General features: G+C 38.4%; 16 protein-coding genes. 4 read left to right on the forward strand and 12 right to left on the reverse strand.

What is annotated here, in order from left to right:
- Positions 1 to 208: 208 nt before the first annotated feature.
- A complete protein-coding gene (locus ACHUE3_RS05645) occupies positions 209 to 637 on the forward strand; it encodes an MgtC/SapB family protein (protein ID WP_394191663.1) in 429 nt (142 codons plus the stop codon).
- 35 nt (positions 638 to 672) lie between these two features.
- On the opposite strand, the gene ACHUE3_RS05650 is transcribed toward ACHUE3_RS05645, so the two are convergent.
- From ACHUE3_RS05650 to ACHUE3_RS05675, 6 genes are all read right to left on the reverse strand, one after another.
- On the reverse strand, positions 673 to 2,271 hold the full coding sequence (locus ACHUE3_RS05650; RefSeq protein WP_394191021.1) for an ABC-F family ATPase: 1,599 nt from the start codon (positions 2,269 to 2,271) through the stop codon (positions 673 to 675).
- 286 nt (positions 2,272 to 2,557) lie between these two features.
- Entirely contained in the window at positions 2,558 to 4,114 is a 1,557-nt protein-coding gene (locus ACHUE3_RS05655; protein ID WP_394191023.1) for a SulP family inorganic anion transporter, read from the reverse strand.
- Between the two features lie 153 nt (positions 4,115 to 4,267).
- On the reverse strand, positions 4,268 to 4,726 hold the full coding sequence (locus ACHUE3_RS05660; protein WP_058558840.1) for an Lrp/AsnC family transcriptional regulator: 459 nt from the start codon (positions 4,724 to 4,726) through the stop codon (positions 4,268 to 4,270).
- 89 nt (positions 4,727 to 4,815) lie between these two features.
- A complete protein-coding gene (locus tag ACHUE3_RS05665; protein WP_394191025.1) occupies positions 4,816 to 5,457 on the reverse strand; it encodes an MBL fold metallo-hydrolase in 642 nt (213 codons plus the stop codon).
- Entirely contained in the window at positions 5,457 to 7,262 is a 1,806-nt protein-coding gene (locus ACHUE3_RS05670) for a M14 family metallopeptidase (protein WP_394191027.1), read from the reverse strand. Before ACHUE3_RS05670 ends, ACHUE3_RS05665 begins: the two co-directional genes overlap by 1 nt.
- Before the next feature lie 170 nt (positions 7,263 to 7,432).
- Positions 7,433 to 9,331 carry a beta-ketoacyl synthase gene (locus ACHUE3_RS05675; protein ID WP_394191029.1) on the reverse strand — a complete coding sequence of 633 codons (1,899 nt, stop codon included), beginning with the start codon at positions 9,329 to 9,331 and terminating at the stop codon, positions 7,433 to 7,435.
- A gap of 127 nt (positions 9,332 to 9,458) precedes the next feature.
- Here ACHUE3_RS05675 and ACHUE3_RS05680 point away from each other — a divergent pair, with 127 nt between their 5' ends.
- Both ACHUE3_RS05680 and ACHUE3_RS05685 read left to right on the forward strand, forming a co-directional pair.
- On the forward strand, positions 9,459 to 10,469 hold the full coding sequence (locus tag ACHUE3_RS05680) for a GlxA family transcriptional regulator (RefSeq protein WP_394191031.1): 1,011 nt from the start codon (positions 9,459 to 9,461) through the stop codon (positions 10,467 to 10,469).
- A gap of 79 nt (positions 10,470 to 10,548) precedes the next feature.
- Positions 10,549 to 11,784, forward strand: a complete 1,236-nt coding sequence (locus ACHUE3_RS05685) for a sensor domain-containing phosphodiesterase (protein ID WP_394191033.1) — start codon at positions 10,549 to 10,551, stop codon at positions 11,782 to 11,784.
- Positions 11,785 to 11,805: 21 nt separating this feature from the next.
- Here the strand turns inward: ACHUE3_RS05685 and ACHUE3_RS05690 are convergent, their stop codons facing one another.
- The 6 genes from ACHUE3_RS05690 to ACHUE3_RS05715 form a co-directional block, all read right to left on the reverse strand.
- Complete coding sequence (locus ACHUE3_RS05690; RefSeq protein WP_394191035.1) at positions 11,806 to 12,318, reverse strand: MgtC/SapB family protein; 513 nt, start codon at positions 12,316 to 12,318, stop codon at positions 11,806 to 11,808.
- Positions 12,319 to 12,322: 4 nt separating this feature from the next.
- Positions 12,323 to 13,435: a GNAT family N-acetyltransferase/peptidase C39 family protein gene (locus tag ACHUE3_RS05695; RefSeq protein WP_394191037.1), complete on the reverse strand. Its 1,113-nt coding sequence runs from the start codon at positions 13,433 to 13,435 to the stop codon at positions 12,323 to 12,325.
- Positions 13,435 to 14,829: a RimK family protein gene (locus tag ACHUE3_RS05700; protein ID WP_394191039.1), complete on the reverse strand. Its 1,395-nt coding sequence runs from the start codon at positions 14,827 to 14,829 to the stop codon at positions 13,435 to 13,437. Before ACHUE3_RS05700 ends, ACHUE3_RS05695 begins: the two co-directional genes overlap by 1 nt.
- Before the next feature lie 184 nt (positions 14,830 to 15,013).
- Positions 15,014 to 15,490, reverse strand: coding sequence for a transcription elongation factor GreAB (locus ACHUE3_RS05705; protein WP_394191041.1), 477 nt, complete (start codon positions 15,488 to 15,490; stop codon positions 15,014 to 15,016).
- A gap of 131 nt (positions 15,491 to 15,621) precedes the next feature.
- Positions 15,622 to 16,284 carry a DUF2987 domain-containing protein gene (locus tag ACHUE3_RS05710; protein ID WP_394191043.1) on the reverse strand — a complete coding sequence of 221 codons (663 nt, stop codon included), beginning with the start codon at positions 16,282 to 16,284 and terminating at the stop codon, positions 15,622 to 15,624.
- Positions 16,277 to 17,086, reverse strand: a complete 810-nt coding sequence (locus tag ACHUE3_RS05715; RefSeq protein ID WP_394191045.1) for a glucosaminidase domain-containing protein — start codon at positions 17,084 to 17,086, stop codon at positions 16,277 to 16,279. The genes ACHUE3_RS05710 and ACHUE3_RS05715 overlap by 8 nt, the downstream gene beginning before the upstream one ends.
- Positions 17,087 to 17,288: 202 nt before the next feature.
- Between ACHUE3_RS05715 and ACHUE3_RS05720 the strand changes: the two genes are divergently transcribed.
- The gene (locus ACHUE3_RS05720; protein ID WP_394191047.1) at positions 17,289 to 18,578 is read left to right on the forward strand and encodes an anti-phage deoxyguanosine triphosphatase; all 1,290 of its coding nucleotides are present in this window, start codon (positions 17,289 to 17,291) and stop codon (positions 18,576 to 18,578) included.
- Positions 18,579 to 18,614 lie beyond the last annotated feature (36 nt).

Consider the following 18,614-nt stretch of genomic DNA (forward strand, 5'->3'; position numbering starts at 1 on the left):
AAGATTATATGCGCCCCCTAAAATATAGTAATCAAAAAAACTGTAATAAACTGTAGTTGCCACATCCCTCCTTGTAAAATATACATACTCCAAGAAGTTCGCACTCTCATATAATTATAATTCATTGAAAGTAAAGGATATTAAATCCTGCATGTTTGGTTTGATTTTTGCTGTTCATAGTTTCAGTAAAATAATTGGAATCGCTAATATGGAATTGGACTTACAGTGGAATGAAATAGTAAAGAATTTAATGCACTTGGGGATCGCTTATATTCTCTCGCTCCCGATGGCCTTTGATCGTGAAAGTTCCAACCATGGCGCGGGGCTTAGAACATTCCCGCTAGTAGCTGTAGCATCGTGTGGTTATGCATTAGTAGGAATGTCTGTATTGACATCATCCGAGGCAGAATCGAAAGTGCTTGAAGGGATCATTACTGGAATTGGCTTTATCGGGGGCGGTGCTATCTTAAAAAATAAGAGTTCAACTTATGGTACTGCCACAGCAGCGAGTATATGGAACATGGGTTTAATAGGTATTGCCGTTGCATTTAGCCGTTATGAAATTGCACTTTTAATGGCAATTATTAACTTTGTCACCCTAAGATACGTCAAACGGTTTAAATCATCGGCTAAGTAAAAGAGCTGGCAAATGCCAGCCCTATAACTAAAAGTTTATTGCATTGACTCAGCTTGGCTGGCCATAAACTCGTTAAATGTGCCGTGGAAATTAACTACTTTTTTATCACGAATATCAATGATGCGCGTTGCCAATGATGAAACAAACTCACGGTCATGGCTGACAAAAATGAGTGTGCCTTCAAAATCTTTTAATGCATTATTAAGTGCTTCAATGGCTTCCATATCCATGTGGTTTGTGGGTTCATCCATAACCAGTACATTGACATCTTGCATCATTAATTTACCAAACAATAGACGGTTTTTCTCACCACCTGAGCAATTTTTAGCTTTTTTATTAGCATCATCTGCGGTGAATAATAAACGCCCTAACATGCCTCGTACCATCAAATCATTGTGCTTTGCTGTACGCCATTGTGACATCCAATCAAACAAGGTTAAGTCATTATCAAAGTCTTTACTGCTATCTTGTGGACAGTAACCTATTGATGCATTTTCAGACCACTTAATAGCACCATGATTTGGCTCAAGTTGATTGACTAAGCAACGGATAAAGGTTGATTTACCCACCCCGTTTTCACCAATAATAGCTAATTTAGAGCCCGCTTCTAAAATTAACTCGCCGCCTTCAAATAATACTTCGCCATCAAACCCATGGCCAAAGTTCTCTAAAATTAATGCTTGGCGATGCATTCTTTTGCCTTCATCAAAATATAATGAAGGTGCCATACGACTAGACGACTTAACTTCGTCCAGACTAATTTTATCCATTTTCTTAGCGCGAGAGCTTGCTTGCTTTGCTTTTGAGGCATTAGCGCCGAAGCGATTCACGAAGTCTTGTAATTCATCAATCTCAGATTGCTTTTTAGCATTACCGGCAAGTAGTTGTTCACGAATGAGTGATGAGGCTTCAATATATTTTTCATAGTTACCTGGGTAGATTCGAAGCTCACCATAATCAATGTCGGCCATATGCGTACAAACCGCGTTAAGAAAATAGCGGTCATGCGAAATAATAATCATGGTGCATTTGCGTTGATTTAGCTCATGCTCTAACCAATTAATGGTATGTATGTCCAAGTTATTGGTTGGCTCATCAAGTAATAAAATATCTGGATTTGCAAACAATGCCTGAGCAAGAAGAACTCGTAGTTTCCACCCTGGCGCCACTTGTGACATCAAACCAAAATGGAACTCTTCTTCTATACCCGCTTTAAGCAAAATATCACCAGCGCGGCTTTCTGCACTGTAGCCATCCATTTCTGCAAAGATACTCTCAAGTTCGGCAACTTTCATTCCCTCTTCTTCACTCATCTCAGGAAGAGAATAGATACGATCACGCTCTTGCTTTACTTTCCACAGCTCAACGTCACCCATAATTACTGTATCAACGACAGAGAATTGCTCAAAAGCAAATTGATCTTGGCTTAAGTTACCTACTTTTAAACCCGGGGTGATTGAAACATTACCCGATGTAGCTGTAAGCGCACCGCTAAGGATTTTCATAAACGTTGATTTACCGCAGCCGTTTGCCCCTATTAGACCATAACGATTTCCGTTACCAAATTTAGCGGAAATGTTTTCAAATAAAGGTTCAGCACCAAACTGCATGGTGATATTAGCGGTTGAGATCAAGATAAATTCCTAAGCAATTAAGAGCACGCAAACTCATCGGCAAGTGAAGAGTTAATACAAGCAATATTCAATATATAAAGAGGGCGCGAATTATACAGTCGGAACAGTAAACAGTCGAGCTTTGTCGTAGTTAGTTAAACATTTAAGATTTTATATAGCACTTTGTACTCAAGACCAACAGATAAATTCTTATAGCAATAAATGTTATCAAAACTATTGTGTAAGAGTCATTAAACACAAAAAAAGCGAAGGTTGTCGCCTTCGCTTTTTAGAATCAGCGTTTAAATTAAGCTAATTTATCAGATGCAACTTTATACGTTGGATCTTCGATTACATTCACTTCGACTAAATCACGTGCTTTATGCAATAACTGAGTGCAGTCTTTACTTAAATGGCGAAGATGCAATTGTTTTCCCGCTTTTGTATATTTATCAGCTAATGTGTCAATTGCCTCAATAGCACTGTGATCAGCAACACGGCTGTATTTAAATTCAATAATCACATCTTTTGGATCATTTTTTACATCAAATAATTCTGTAAAACCTTTAACTGAACCAAAGAATAATGGGCCATGTAGTTCATATACTTTAGCACCAGCTTCATCAATATAATTTGTGGTATAAATCTGTTTAGCATGTTGCCAAGCAAACACAAGTGCAGATACGATAACACCAACACAAACCGCAATTGCAAGGTCAGTAATTACAGTTACACCGGATACTAAAACAATCACAAATGCGTCTGACTTTGGTACACGTTTCATCATTTTGAATGAGGCCCATTCAAATGTACCTAACACAACCATAAACATCACACCAACAAGCGCAGCAAGCGGTATCATTTCAATTAAGCCTGCGGCAAATATAATAAAACCTAGCAGCATGAGCGCAGCTGTAATACCAGATAAACGCGAACGACCACCCGAGTTAATGTTAATCATTGATTGCCCAATCATCGCACAACCACCCATTGCACCAAAGAAGCCACACGTTACATTAGCTGCACCTTGGCCAATACACTCTTTGTTTGAATGGCCACGTGTTTCTGTTATTTCATCAATTAAGCTTAATGTTAGTAGTGATTCAATTAAACCAATGGCAGCCAAAATTAAGGCATATGGAAATATAATCTTCAGTGTTTCAAGGGTAAATGGCACCATAGGAACATGAAACTCTGGTAATCCACCAGCAATGGTAGCTGCACTATCACCGGTCATATCTTTTAAGAAATCAAGAACTGTACGTGCTTCTAAATCTAAACCAATTACAATTAGCGTCACGGTCACAATTGCAACCAATGTAGATGGCACAGCAGTAGTTAACTTTGGTAGAAAATGAATGATAGCCATAGTTAGTGCAACTAAACCAAGCATTATCATCATAGGCTCGCCCGTCATCCATTGCATTGTTCCATCTTCGCCTGGCGATTTAAACTGGCCTAATTGAGCAAGAAAAATAACAATCGCTAAACCGTTAACAAAGCCAAGCATAACGGGGTGCGGTACCATGCGAATAAATTTACCCAGCTTAAAGACCCCTGCTAGTATTTGCAGAAGTCCCATGAGCAGTACAGTCGCAAATAGATATTCAACCCCATGATCGAGTACTAAACTCACCATTACAACGGCCAAAGCACCTGTTGCACCTGAGATCATGCCTGGGCGACCACCAAAAATTGCGGTAATCAAACCAACAATAAATGCCGCATATAAACCAACTAAAGGCTCTACGTTTGCTACAAATGCAAAGGCAACAGCTTCAGGAACCAGGGCAAGCGCCACCGTCAAACCTGATAGTATATCGTTTTTAGCAGAGCTTGGCGCTTTGCTGAGTAAGTTAAACATTGAGTTCCTCATGGATGTAGGGATCAAAAAAAGCGCTGAATTCTAACAAATTAAGCAAAAGTTAACAATTGGTTATTCTAAATGCACTATTGAGTATAGTGCATTTAATGGGTTTGCAGCGAAACCCAAAATCAAATACAGGAGGGAGTTAACTTACAAAGGTAAAGAAGTACTGCGTTTAACACACGTCATCGTTACGTTTGAATGAACTTCTTGAACAAACTCTAAATTCAACAGATTGTCACGAACAAACTGCTCATAACCTTCAATGCCTTTTGAGATAATACGTAACATAAAGTCCATAGTGCCCGCCATACTGTAGCATTCTGTAACTTCGTCATAACTTAGTATTAAACGCTCAAACTCAGCAAGGTTAGTTCTACCATGATTTGAAAGACGAACATGCGCGTACACTAGCATATCAAAACCAAGCTTTTTCTCATCGAGTAAAGCAACTTTACCTTTGATATAACCATCTTGTTCTAATTTGGCAATTCTACGCCAGCACGGCGATTGCGAAAGCCCTACTTTATCAGCAATATCTGCGGTTGAAAGGCTTGCGTCTTGCTGTAATAGTGCCAAAATTTGGCGATCAACTTGATTTAGAGACATTTTATTTCTTTATTTTTTTACTAAATTGTTTAAATTATACATCGCTTTTATAGCTGCGTCTTGTGTTTTTATGCATTTTTTATGCGTGATTAGCCAAACTTACCGCTAATAAATGGATTCGATATGCGTTCTTGCGCTACTTTAGTGTCTGGTCCGTGCCCTGATAAAATTAGTGTTTCATCTGGTAAAGTTAATACTTGGCCTTTAATAGAATCAATTAATTGTGCAGCATCACCTTTAGGAAAGTCTGTACGCCCTACAGAGCCTTTAAAAATAACATCCCCGACCAATACTACTGAGTGTGTTTGTTCATAAAAAATAATATGGCCGGGAGTATGGCCTGGGCAATGACGGACTGCAAAACTTAAATTACCTACTTTACAAACATCCCCATGCTTAAGCCACACATCAGGATAAAATGGCTCAATAACCTGTAAACCAAACATTTGAGCCTGCATAGGTAATGCATCAAACCAAAAACGTTCATCTTCGTGAGGGCCTATGATATTAACCTTAAAATGCTGTGCTAATTGCTTGGCGACCCCAACATGATCAAGGTGACCATGGGTCAATAATATGCATTGCAATTGTGTATTATGCTTTGCAAGCTCTGCAATTATTTTATCTGCATCCCCTCCGGGATCAATAATTGCCGCTTGACGAGTAGTTTTACAGATTATGATTCGACAATTTTGCGAAAATGCAGTAACGGGTAAAGTAATGATATCCATTATTGTGCGCTTTCGATTTTCTGAGTTTTAAACGACATTAGAATCGGATACTTTAAATAGGCTTGATCATAAAATGGAGTGCGTTGATATAACCAATCAAGACGCGCCTGAGCATCATTAGCAAACAAAGCATCTTCTCTAATTTTCTTGTCAAACTCGAGCGCTAATGCAGGTTTATCTTTTAGCATTTTTCTAGCATACGGAGCTAGTGCATAGTTTTCCATATACTCAGTTCGCTGGAATATAGTATTGAATTCCCCCCAAGCAAAAAACGAGTCTGGCGCTTCAGGATGTAGTAAATGCGTTGCAAGTTCACCAAGCGGTTGTGCTGTTTTAACTTTAGACCACCCGGTCATTAATTGATTATCTAAATCAAGATAATCAAATTCAGCCGTCACTCTAAACCGTCCTTCAAATGGCGCGTTAGCAAATTGGTGTTGTTTTACTTTAGCAACGTATAGATCAGTCACTACTTCACTCTGAGCTACTGTTTCAACTTTAACGCCATGCAATTTCAACTTTTCGATAATATGCGGATATGCTGGAGGTATGTAAAATGCAGCAGGAACCTTTACTGTTTTTTCAACGTCTTTTTGCCAAAATATAGGTAATGCATCGTAATGTTGTTTTTCACCAATGTATTTGACTTCAGTTTGACCACTCAGTGCGCTCTTATTTTTACTGTACTTTATGCCTTTAAACTCTAAAGTATTTGGTTCTTTGGCATAAGCACGTTTAACAATAAGTTCAGTCGGAAGAAATCTGCGCTCTTTATTAACAGCTTGAGTAAGCTGTTCGCTGTGCTTTGATAAAGCGGTGATTGCTCCATCTAAAAATACATACGTACCTAAAGCACGTTGTTTATATGGTTTTAATGAATGGTTTTCAACTAAGATTGTTGGCAAAGAACGTAAGTCCCCCCAGCCGTTGGAGTAACGTGGTGTTGCAACCCAACCAGCTAACCCTGTTTTAAATTCACGTTTATCCATAACAAATACAAGTGGCCCTGGAATGTGGCCCTGTTTTGCTAATGTTTCATCAATAATTGGTTTAAAGTATTGGTCAAGCGCCTCTGAAACACTTGGAGACTCACTTGCAAAAACAGGATTATAGCCATACGTAACATCATATTGGTAATCTGCGCCATCAGTAACATGCACATCAACATAAAGGTCTGGAGAATATTGATTTATAATCCTCATTACACCTCGAACTTCCGGCGTATCGAGTTTAGTGTAATCTCGATTTAGGTTTAGGTTATTAGCATTAGTCCTAAACCCCATTTCAACAGGCCCACGTTGATTAATGCGATTAAATTGGCTTCGACGCTCATGACCATCAACATTTAATATTGGAATAAACAAGATATTTACTTTGCTTAAGATATCGCGGCGCTTTCCTGTAGCTATATCTCTGAGCAACATAAATGTTGCATCTTTACCATCGATTTCACCGGCATGAATACCCGCTTGTATAAAAATAGTCGGCTTTGAATTGTTGTTTAGCTGCTGAGCTGAAAACGAACCATCTTCGCTTGCAACAAGCATTTTTATTTCTCGACCAGCATTACTTTTAGCAATAGTTTGAACTTGAAACTGAGTAGGATTAGCTGCGACTAAACGATCAACAAAGGCCATTGTTTGTTCGTAATTGGGTGAATTTAACCCTTCACTGAGTTCAAAATCTGTTGTTAAAGGACCATTAGATTGCATTAGTTGTATACTTTGGCCTTGCCATGGCAAAAGCGGGGGAAGATGACTATCTAAGGTAGCAGTGGCACTGAGCAATAATAAGCTGGCGATCATAGGATTCTCTAACATTAGCCTTTGTAATATCGTGAAATTATAACAAGGAAATTGTACCGGTCGCGTAAAGTGCGGTGATTCAACAAAAAAATGCAGCCAACGACAAGGTACGATTATCTTTAGGCATTAAAAAAGGCGCTATAGAAGCGCCTTGCCACTCAAGAATGTGCTTAAAACATATCTTGATAAGGATTAGATGTACTTAATTCAATGGCTTTATCAAAGCCAGGAATTTGCATGTCGTGATCTGTAATGACAATTTCGTTCTCATTAATCATGCCATCACCAAATCGATAAATAAGCTCATAACTCCCTAAATCAGCTTGCTGCTGATACTCAGCTTGAGCAGACTGCACAGATTTTTTCGCTTGAGCATAATCACTCATAACATGCTCGCCATGACGTTTTGATAGCATCTGCATAGTAACCGAGGGCGAAATCACAGTTGCGGTTGCGTTATTTCCGCCAAAGCCTTTTGAATTTATAAATGCTATATCCATGTCATCACATTTATAATGTTCAGTACGAATATCCAAGCGTTCAGCGTGCACATCACCAGCGACTTTATCAATAGTGGTGATACCTGGCATGATATTGTGACTAAACACGCCAAGAGCCATAGCAAGTTGATCACCACTTGCAGGTGCAATAGTGTGGCCTACATATGCTTTAGGCGCTGCCACTTTCCAGTTATCAATAGCGAATGTTTGCGCTAAACGATGGTAAATTAAAGATTCTGTTACACGGTTTTGAGGTGTGCTTGAACCATGTGCCAAAATAAAACTGCGTTTTTGTACCGACTCTTGCCCTAAAATACTTGAAGCAAGTGCGACAGATTTTGCCATCGTAATATAATTACCTGGGCCAGGCGCTGTAATCGACTTTTTAACACCGTCAGCATTAACAAAAACGTCTGGAACTGCACCCATAATATCTGCGCCAAGAGATAATGCTAATTCGTCATCCATTAAAATGGCAACTTGAGCTCCCTCTCCAATTGTAAAACCACAGTTTTCACCAAATGGGCGGCTTGTGCGGCGATGATCAACAACGTCGGTATTATCTAATCTTTTTAAACCTTCTTCATTCGCTAATGCACTCATATTACCAAACCCTTCGATTATCTCTGGGGTTAGAGCACACTCAGATGACGCTACAACAGCAACACGCGTGCGCCCTGCTTGAATATCGTTAACGGCAGCACGTAGGTTATATAAAAATGTGGCACACGCACCAGACGTGGTAAAAGTCGTTCCAACATTTCCTGTTACATAGGCATTTATGAAATCTGTCGACATGGTATTTAAACCCAGTGCCAACTGTTTTGTGCTAACACGCTCACCCTGCTGACGAGAACGAATCAAACCACCAAAACCTTCGTCATTAACTTGTCCTGCAACAGAAGCTGAATAGGTGCCAATTTGATCTGGTTGCACACTATTCATAATATGTTGCCAATCAAGCCCTGTTGAACGAATGGCATCAGTAGCGGCAAAGATTGTTGCTTGTAAACCTCGTGGCTGATAACGGCTATTGTACATTGCCCCAGGTTCAAAACCTGTTGGTAATTGACCCGCAGCTTTTATCGGATTGTCACGCGTGCTGTTATGTTTAACTTCTAGATCGGCGGCAATAGTGACTTTTACTTTCTTACCTTCAAGCTGCTCTACCTGCCAAGATGCAGGAACAGGCTGTGGTAAATCACGTGCGCGAGTTTCAAATATAATTTTTTCATCGTTGGACACACTGAGAGTCATTTTTTGTTGCCATGGTGTCGCATCTACATCGAAGTGATTTTTCTCAATTTTTCTGATCAATGTACCTGCGATTATTTGCTCACCAAACGTTGACTCAATCTGAGTTTGTTCAATTATCTGCCCCTGTTGATCAACTAATTTCCCTTGTTCTAATTTAACAAGGTTCATTAAAGTGGCAAGGCCTAGAAATGTTTCTTGGCGTGCTTTTGCATCTAAACTGTCTAACACGATACGGCGATAACCTTGGTGAAAAGAGGTGCGGCCTGCGGCATTGATTCCGCCCATACCGACAATAACGGGTAATGCTGTCATATTTTACCTTGAAGAAAACGTGTTACTGAATATATCTTCAGTTTAGTTGGATACCAATATCAATATTGTGCTTTAATAGCCAAATATCAGGCTTAAAATGCCAAAATAAACTGGTCGGAGCAATTCAGTGGACAAAAAAATAGCAACTACCCCATTAAAAATTAGTTTATTGGTTTATCAGCACTTATTAATCACTAGTTTAACTCTGCCAATTGAAATGCTTAGAGCGGGAGAAGCATTTGCAAAGAGCCATTTAAATAAAGGTGAATTTCGCCCTTTGGAAATTTACTTGGTGGCAGAAGACCCCCAGCCTATTAACAACCGCACGGGTTTATCAATCGTACCTGATTGTTCATATGACAAAGCCCCTAGCAGTGATCTCATTCTTGTTCCGGGAATTTGGCGAAACCCACGCCCTGTTGTCAAAAAAAATAATGGTTTAGTAAATTGGCTTGCTCAAAGCTGGCAAGACAGCAGTCAAGTTGTCGGGGTTGGTACCGGTAACTGCTTGCTAGCGCAGGCAGGATTACTTGATGGTCATCCTGCAACAACGCACTGGCACTATGCTGAGCAATTCAAACGAGACTACCCTAATGTGTTACTAAAGCCCGATTTTTTCATCACACAGTCTGAACGCTTATACAGTGTTGCCAGCTTAAATGCGCTTGCAGATGTTATTGTCCATATTATTAGTCAATATTACGGACAACAGGCTGCACAACATGTGGAGCGTAACTTTTCTCATGAAATTAGGAAGCCTTATGAAGATCAACGTTACCTTGAAGGGGCTGTTGATAAACACCCTGATGAATTGATTGCGCAAATACAATTTTGGCTAAAAAACAATTTAGCAGAGGAACATACTTTAACTGAAGTAGCTGCTTTATTTAGTTTGAGCTATCGTACTTTTACACGTCGTTTTAAAAATGCAACAAATCAAAGCCCTGTTGAATACTGGCAAGCATTGAGAGTGCAATCAGCTAAAGAACTTCTGGCTTCATCTAACCTCTCAATTCAAGAGGTGGCATTAGAAGTTGGTTACAACGACCAGGGTCATTTAACAAGAGTGTTTAAAAAAGTATTAAGCCAAACACCGAGTGAATATAGAAAAGTTGTCAGAAGGAAATTATTTGGCTAGGTTTAGTAGAATTAATCTATGTTTATTATTAATATTTTGATAACGGACTGAGCAATTCATTAATCACGATAGGCCATTTATGCAAAATATCCTAGCAACCCACTTAAAACAAAATGTAGAAGCCATAACATTAGAAAGTAAACTGTTAAAGTTAGTACATCTTGTGAGAAAGCATTTAGATATGCAGGTTGCTTTTATAGCTAAATTTGAAAATGGACGTCGGATTTTTCAATCTGTTGACAGCTCATTACAACACTGTCCGATAGCTCCTGAGCAATACGACTTGGAAGAAGACACCTATTGTAGAAAAATTGCAGACAAAGAATTAGATCCAATAATCAATGATACAACGAAAAATAAAGTAACAGCGCAAATGGCTGTAACTGAAAAGCTAACCATTGGCTCATACATTGGTTTACCCATTATTTTAAATTCAGGAAAAGTTTACGGTACATTTTGTTGTTACAGCAACGAGCATGACGACTCATTAAATAAACGAGATCTTTCTTACTTAGGATTAATAGCAGAGATTGCTGGTGAATTAATCGAAGAAAGAGAGCTTGAACGCGAAACAAATTCTCAGCATAAATATGAGATTGAACAAATAATAGAAAACAATAATATTTGTATGTATTTTCAGCCCATTTATTGTTTGCACAGTAATAAAATTAAAGGGTATGAATCTTTAGCCCGCTTTTTAACAACCCCTTATAAAACGCCTGATGTATGGTTTCAAAATGCAGAGAATATTGGTTTGGGCGAAGAGTTGGAAATGTTAGCAGTCCAAAATGTAATGCAAAGCCTTGGGGATTTTCATGAAGGTAGCTATGTTTCTATTAATGTTTCTCCGAAGCATGTCATCAGTGGTAGTTTATTAAAAATGTTAGCTGATTTTGATTGCACTAATGTAGTGATTGAAATAACTGAGCATTCACCTATTTATGACTACAACGTGATGCGTCAAAGTTTGAAGCCACTAAAAGACAAAGGTGTAAGACTGGCAATTGATGATGTTGGTGCAGGTTATTCTTCATTTCAACATATTCTAGAGCTTGAAGCGGATATCATAAAATTGGATATAAGCCTTACTCAAAATATTAATAAAGATCGCAGTAAGTTTTTATTAGCAAAGGCGCTATTGGGTTTTGCAAAGGCAATTAACTGCACCGTGATAGCCGAAGGTATTGAAAATAATCAAGAACTTATGAGCCTCAAAGAATTAGGTATAAATAACGTACAAGGGTATTTTATAGGCAAGCCAAGTCCGTTAGATGACGCTTTGAACCTCTTTAAAACAGGGGTAAACTTGCATTAAAAAGCATGAAAATCGTCACTATCAGTGACGATCTTTCACATTGTTCTCTTTTCTATAATACCGCTTGTGGTAATTTTTAACTTGAGTGTGTACGCCTTTGCTTAAACTTTTAAATTGAGCTTCAAGTACATCCACACCATATAAAATACCGACCACTAAAACTGAGAGCTTAATAGCGGCTCCCTGATTATTTGTCGCAATCATTACTCCAATTGATGCCAACACCCAAATGGTTGCAGCCGAGGTTACGCCAACAACAGCGCCGTCCTTCGCTAACATAACGCCAGCACCTAAAAAGCCAATTCCTGTAATTATTTGTCCTACCACGCGTGAATGATCAATTACATCACCATGTAACATAAACGCAGATGCAAGAAACAAATAGGTGCCTAAAATAATCAGTACTGAGGTACGTATACCAACAGGCTTTCCCCGCAGTTGACGCTCTGCACCAATAATAGCACCACAAAACGCAGCAGTCCCAATTGCAGTCCATGAGTAAGGAGTTACATCTACAAGTTCATAAAATGTCAATGTTCTACCCTTTAAAGCTAATTGCCAGTGCTGTTTTTAATCTACTTGCACCAAATGCTGCCATTTTACTGAAGTCGGCTCTTGAAACTGGTACATGCTGACAATCTATCGCTAGTTGTTTCTGCGTTTCACAAAATGGGTCATGAACATATAAACAATGTTCATCTAGGTGCGTTACACATACCCAATGCGGTGACTTTTTGCCATCAAAGCGATATGTACTGATCAAAAGTAACACCGCCCTGCCCTGACTAAGCCAAAACTCAATATCAGTAAGCTCAACATCTTGATAGCTAACATCAATATTTTGCTGTGCTATTTGCTGTGAAAATTGATAGTGGACAGTGTGCAAAATAGCTTTTTTACTTTCACTTCGTACTCCATCAACGAACAAAGGGTTGTGTGTGTTTAACATTACAGACACATTATATCCGCGCTTATTAGCAGCTAATGCCAACCCTAAGGGATGGCATCCTCCATGCCCAGAGGTCATAAAAATAGTAGTCGCCTCTCGCCATAAATCTAACTCTAACTGCTGAGATTGCTGTTGTGCCTGATTAACGCGTGCCATAGCCATTAATAATGCCGCAGGACCACACGTAAATTCAGTTGTTTGCTGGTACCAGGGTGTAGGCGCTAACAATACCTGCGGCTGAGTACCTCTAATATTTTTTTGCATTCGCAATGCATCGCTATGATCATCATAGTAATCACTGTATTGACCAAATACTCGGTAACCTTCACTTTCATACAGAGCAATTGCTGCTTTGTTGTTTACAGCAACTTCTAGGCGCATATATATTCGTCCACGCATAGCTGTGCTTTTCTCAAGCTCAGTTAAAAGATACTTAGCAACGCCTTTACCGCGAGCTCTTGGTTTAATCGCCAGTGAATACAAACGGGCTAAGCGAGTGCCTTTATGGCACCAAACTAAACCATAGCCTAGTAATTCTTCGTTGTGCTCAACCACCAGCATTATTCCATGCTTTGCCAATATCCAACGTTTTAAGCTTCGCGCACTCAACCTATCTAAATTAAAACACTGCTGTTCTATATTTACTAATTCAGCCAAATCACTTTCAATAGCAACTCGCGCAGACACTAAGGTATCGGCCATTAACCGCGACCTCGAGACTCTAGGCGTTGTTTAAACTCATCCATAATGATCATATATAACTCATCACCAAGGTAAGCATCTTCTACTTTATGATCAATGCTTGGGTTGTCGTTTACCTCAAGAACATAAGCACGTCCTTGTTGTTCTTTAACATCAACACCGTATAGACCTTTACCGACGACTTTACAGGCTTTCAACGCAGCATCTAACACCACTTTAGGTAATTCAAATGTCGGTAATGTTTCAAAACCACCAGAGAAAAATCGCTTAGCGTCATGGTTATAAATCTGCCAATGATTACGAGCCATTAAATAACGACATGCATAAATTGCACGCCCATTTAATATGCCTACGCGCCAATCATATTCGGTGTACATATATTCCTGCGCCAAAACTAATGCACTAAATGCAAATAGTTCAGACAATTTAGTCTCAAGCTCTTCTCTATTACTTACTTTATAAACACCCTTTGAAAATGATCCTTCAGGCATTTTTAACACTAAGGGGTAGGTAAAGTTTTGCTCAAGCTCTTCAATCGTCTCATTGGTTAATTCTGCCACGACATGAGTCTTCAAACTCGGTACTTTTTGATAGTTAAAGGCATCATGCAAATATACTTTGTTACAACAGCGTAAAATTGAATCCGCGTCATCAATTACCACTAAACCTAAATTTTGTGCTTTGGTGGCTAGTCGATAGGTAGGGTGATCTATCGCTGTTGTTTGACGGATAAATAGCGCGTCAAATTGAGCGATGTTGCTAATTTCTTCAATGCTTAATGCCTGTGCATAAATACCATGTTTAGCGGCTGCTTTAATAAAGCGGGCAATCGCATCTTTATCACTTGGTGGCACCTTTTCATTATGATCAACTAAGATAGCCATATCCCATCTATAACGACGTTTAGAGCCACTAATCCGCCATTGAGTTTGGGTAAATTGAGTTAGCTTATTTACAAATGCAGTTTGTTGCTCACTCGTTAATGATGATAACGATCCCTGTTTAAGCTCATCTAAATCGTTTACAAATAAAATAGGCGCAGGAAACAAATTAAAGAGTGCTTTTACCGGTTTTACTTGCGATTCATTATCCGTTTCACCGAAATATATAACGTCTGTTACATCTCTATGTTCAACAGGTACAATGTGCCCATTTCGCAACGCATTTATTGTTTTTACACTTGGCAGCACTTGATGTTTACGTGCTTCAGCTAGCAATGAGCAATAATAGCCTTTACTTAAATACTGGCTTGAATCACACAAATTGATGATGCGTGTTTTTGGTTCGTTATGTTTTGGGTATTCACGTAAATAAGTATTAAAAGATATGACATTTTCGAATGATTGAGCCAAAAATTGCTCATTGTTATCAACCACAATTAAGGTTTTAAACACGACTTTTCCTACAAGTAAGTCAAAAATAAATAGAAACACCCATCATGTTAAGTTTAGGTTAGATCACACTATTACTTAACAAGATGGGTGCTTTAGCAATTGCTATTGACTATTTATAAACGGTTTTAAATCAGCTGACCAGCGAGATATTTTTAACTTAAGGATAAGTAAACTTTATCGATAATTACAGTATTTCATCAATCACTAATAGCTGGGACTCACCGGCTATAGTGAAAGTAACCTCATCATTTATTTGTCTATTCATCAGGCCATTACCTAAAGGAGATTGCGGTGTTAATACGTAAACCAATTCCCCTTTAACAGTAACCGATAAACCACCAGACATGGGGCCTAAAAAATACCATTTTCTATCTTCATTTTCATCGCACACAGCCACAAGCGAGCCCAGAGACACTTTATCTTTAATAGACTCCTTGAATACTTTTTCAAACTCAACAAGGCTTAAATGACAATCATTCACTCGCTGAGCTTGCCCTTGTGCTAAATAAGCGGCTTCAAGTCCTAAAGTATCGTACTTGTTCTCAGCAATATTCTCTTCATGAGTAGCTGCATCATGGGCCGTTTTAGCTGCAACTTGTGCAGTTGTAAGCTGTGCTTGAAGAGCAAAACGCAAATGCTCAATAATATGTGATTTATTCATTAATTTAAGTAATTTTTTTTCGATTTAGTGTGGAAATAAATTAGACAGAGTTACAACAATTTCTCATAGGTAATGCATTGATACTCAATGCATTATCTAGTAATTTAACCTGAACTCTGGATAATTTAATTTTACTTCGTAATCCAAGGAGTGACTTTGAGCAAAGGAGATGTAATCGTAAATACTGTGTTGTCATTCTCCCACTCGTCTGGAATCGCAACATGGCAAACAGCATCTTTACAATTAAATGCTTTATCATCGATTTCTACTGTCTGTGCAAAAGTAAGAACAAGTCCCTTTTGCTCTGGCAGTAAAAAACTCATTAATTTACTAATAAAAAAACCTGACAAATCTGATAGTAAGTCATCAAACTCGGCATTTAATTGAAACATTTGGTGCTTATTCAGGTTGATATTAGCAAACTCTCGCGCCTCTATTTGCAGTTTTAATTGGCAATCATGTTGTTCATTAATTGGTTCAATAACTATAACAGCTTTATCTTTATCTAATTGTTGATCATAGGGTAATAACAACTGTGCTTGAGCTGTATAATTAAGCGCAAACTCCTGACGCTCCGTAATAATGCGCCCAGTTTTAATTAAACATTCATCGCCCGTTGCAATATCAGTGATATAAAAATTTACTTGAGCAAATTGGAAATCGCCCTTATTAACCACTTTTAAACGATCATAAAAACCGTCATACGAAACAACAAACTCTTTTGCTTGTACTCTTGCACTTAAAAGCGAGCTTACTACAACGAAGGCAAAAAATAATGCCTTAAAGTTACTCATTAAAATATGCCTTATTGTGTTTAATCATTTGATTTAATTCTTTTATGTATTCTTCGCCTCGCTCTGAATAAGACATCAAACCATAGGTTAGCTTATTAGCAGCGAGTGGTTTTTGCTGACGACGTAAATCAGCGCGTATTGTACGAAGATCTTTGTATGCAGCATGAGTATTTAAGTTTTTAAAATATGATGCGACTCCTTGACGTACAGACTGAAAAGCAGCAACTTCATGAGCAGCGCCGGTGTTGCGCCTACCCGGTACCATGCCACAGCCTTTTTTATAGCACCACTGACCAAAAAAGTTTAAACCTATTCGCGCAAAACGCGATGTGCCCCACGCAGATTCATTAGCAGCTTGCATCAGCGCCATTTCTTTGGGAATAATATCAACCCGCCTTAATGCCTGTGTTAATGAAATCGTATTAATTACATCAGATAACTTGTATTGATTTAGAATTGTTTTGATTTGCTTAGTCTGCTTATTATTAAGCGGCTCATCAAACTGTAGCATCATTAAAGCAATTTCCAGCGTTGCCCTTTGTTGTAATATTTTCTTATTTTCAGCTTCTACATGAGGCCTTATAAAATCAAAAAAAGCTTGCTTCTTTTCTTTCACATCAGTAAATGCGCTAAACTTTGGTAATTTAACATTATGAAGAGGCTCTTCTTTTTTCTTTACAAGTGGTTTCGTTTTTTCTTCTGATCCAGATTTAATACTAGGCGTGATACTCTGTATAAATGGGTAAAGTAATGCCCAAATAAAAAACAGACTTAATAATAAACGAATTGAGTGCTTAAGCATGTATTCTCCAAGATACTGACAATTATGCATGGTAAAATCACATGCACTGATATTACATTATACCTAAGGCGCTAAATAAAGGCGAATTTGCTGATTAAGACTATTCATGAACAAAAAAAGATTATCAACTGGGGTATTTTTGATCTTCATAAATCCGCTACAATCGAATCATAAACACCAGTAGATTAAGTGGAATGTTATAATGGAATTAAAGTGGCAAAGTAGAATTATTAATCAGAATAAATCAAGGCCAAACGACAACCGCTCTCCTTGGCAAGTAGACCGTTCCAGAATAATTCATGCCGCAGCATTTCGCCGCCTGCAAGCTAAAACTCAAATAATGGGAATTGGCCTTAATGATTTTCACCGCACACGTTTAACCCACTCTTTAGAAGTATCGCAAATAGGCAGTGGTTTGTTACGCCACCTAGAAAAACAGCACCCTGATTTTAAATACTTTCCTGATCAAAGCTTACTCGAAACATTATGTTTAGCGCATGATATTGGCCACCCGGCTTATGGTCATGGCGGTGAAATAGCACTTAATTACATGATGAGAGAGTATGGTGGGTTTGAGGGTAATGCACAAACACTACGCATTGTATCGCGTCTAGAGCCTTATAGTGACGGGCATGGCATGAATTTAACGAGGCGCACCCTATTAGGCTTTATTAAATACCCTGCGTTTATAGACGATTTATGGCATACCATACCACAGCATGATCCTAAACGAGCATTTATAAAAGCGGATGATTGGCGTCCAGCAAAAGGACTATATCAAGATGATAGAGAAACATTTGATTGGATAGTCGACCCGCTATCTGCAAAAGATAAAAGCAATTTAAGCCAATTTAGTAAGCTCGATCCGTTTAGGTCAAAAACACGCTTTAAGTCACTTGATGCTGCCATTATGGAATTAGCTGATGATATTGCTTACGCCGTTCATGACTTAGAAGATGCGATTGCAACAGAACAAATTACGTTAAAAGAATGGGAAAACTATGCAGTCCCTGCTCTAGATAAAGTAAATTGCTCATGGCTAGAAACCAGTGAATTGACTGAGCGTTTATTTTTAAACTCTGAAGCACAACGAAAAGATGTAATAGGTGAGTTAGTAAATTTATTTATTACACAATCATGTATTACCCCAACAGAGGTTACATTCGACTGCCCCATTCTAAATTTTACTGTTGAACTATCAAGTGAATATCAAAGCTTGCTAAACACATTAAAATCTTTTATTTATCAGCGTTTAATACGCGCTTCTCACATGCAGCAAATAGAGTTTAAAGGTCAAAAATTGATTATAGAGTTATTTGAAGCTTTCTCATGTGATCCTCTTCGGTTATTACCAGAAACAACAGCGAATGCTTATCAGCAAGCCCTTGATAATGGATTGAATACACATCGCGTTATTTGTGATTATTTAAGTGGGATGACAGATGAATATGCGTTTAAAACACACCAGCGTCTTTTTTCAAGCAGTAACTAATAAAGTGACATGTAAGTGATGTTATTTCGGAATTAT

Source organism: Pseudoalteromonas atlantica (assembly GCF_043641955.1).
Classification (GTDB): Bacteria; Pseudomonadota; Gammaproteobacteria; order Enterobacterales; family Alteromonadaceae; genus Pseudoalteromonas; species Pseudoalteromonas atlantica_A.

Bases quoted from the DNA above. Each gene is read 5' to 3' on its own strand.
- ACHUE3_RS05720 (WP_394191047.1), top strand. From the start codon at position 17,289: ATGGAATTAAAGTGGCAAAGTAGAATTATTAATCAGAATAAATCAAGG.
- ACHUE3_RS05670 (WP_394191027.1), bottom strand. From the start codon at position 7,262: ATGATCGCCAGCTTATTATTGCTCAGTGCCACTGCTACCTTAGATAGT.
- ACHUE3_RS05705 (WP_394191041.1), bottom strand. From the start codon at position 15,490: ATGAATAAATCACATATTATTGAGCATTTGCGTTTTGCTCTTCAAGCA.
- ACHUE3_RS05675 (WP_394191029.1), bottom strand. From the start codon at position 9,331: ATGACAGCATTACCCGTTATTGTCGGTATGGGCGGAATCAATGCCGCA.
- ACHUE3_RS05645 (WP_394191663.1), top strand. From the start codon at position 209: ATGGAATTGGACTTACAGTGGAATGAAATAGTAAAGAATTTAATGCAC.
- ACHUE3_RS05710 (WP_394191043.1), bottom strand. From the start codon at position 16,284: ATGAGTAACTTTAAGGCATTATTTTTTGCCTTCGTTGTAGTAAGCTCG.
- ACHUE3_RS05685 (WP_394191033.1), top strand. From the start codon at position 10,549: ATGCAAAATATCCTAGCAACCCACTTAAAACAAAATGTAGAAGCCATA.
- ACHUE3_RS05660 (WP_058558840.1), bottom strand. From the start codon at position 4,726: ATGTCTCTAAATCAAGTTGATCGCCAAATTTTGGCACTATTACAGCAA.
- ACHUE3_RS05655 (WP_394191023.1), bottom strand. From the start codon at position 4,114: ATGTTTAACTTACTCAGCAAAGCGCCAAGCTCTGCTAAAAACGATATA.
- ACHUE3_RS05665 (WP_394191025.1), bottom strand. From the start codon at position 5,457: ATGGATATCATTACTTTACCCGTTACTGCATTTTCGCAAAATTGTCGA.
- ACHUE3_RS05715 (WP_394191045.1), bottom strand. From the start codon at position 17,086: ATGCTTAAGCACTCAATTCGTTTATTATTAAGTCTGTTTTTTATTTGG.
- ACHUE3_RS05695 (WP_394191037.1), bottom strand. From the start codon at position 13,435: ATGGCCGATACCTTAGTGTCTGCGCGAGTTGCTATTGAAAGTGATTTG.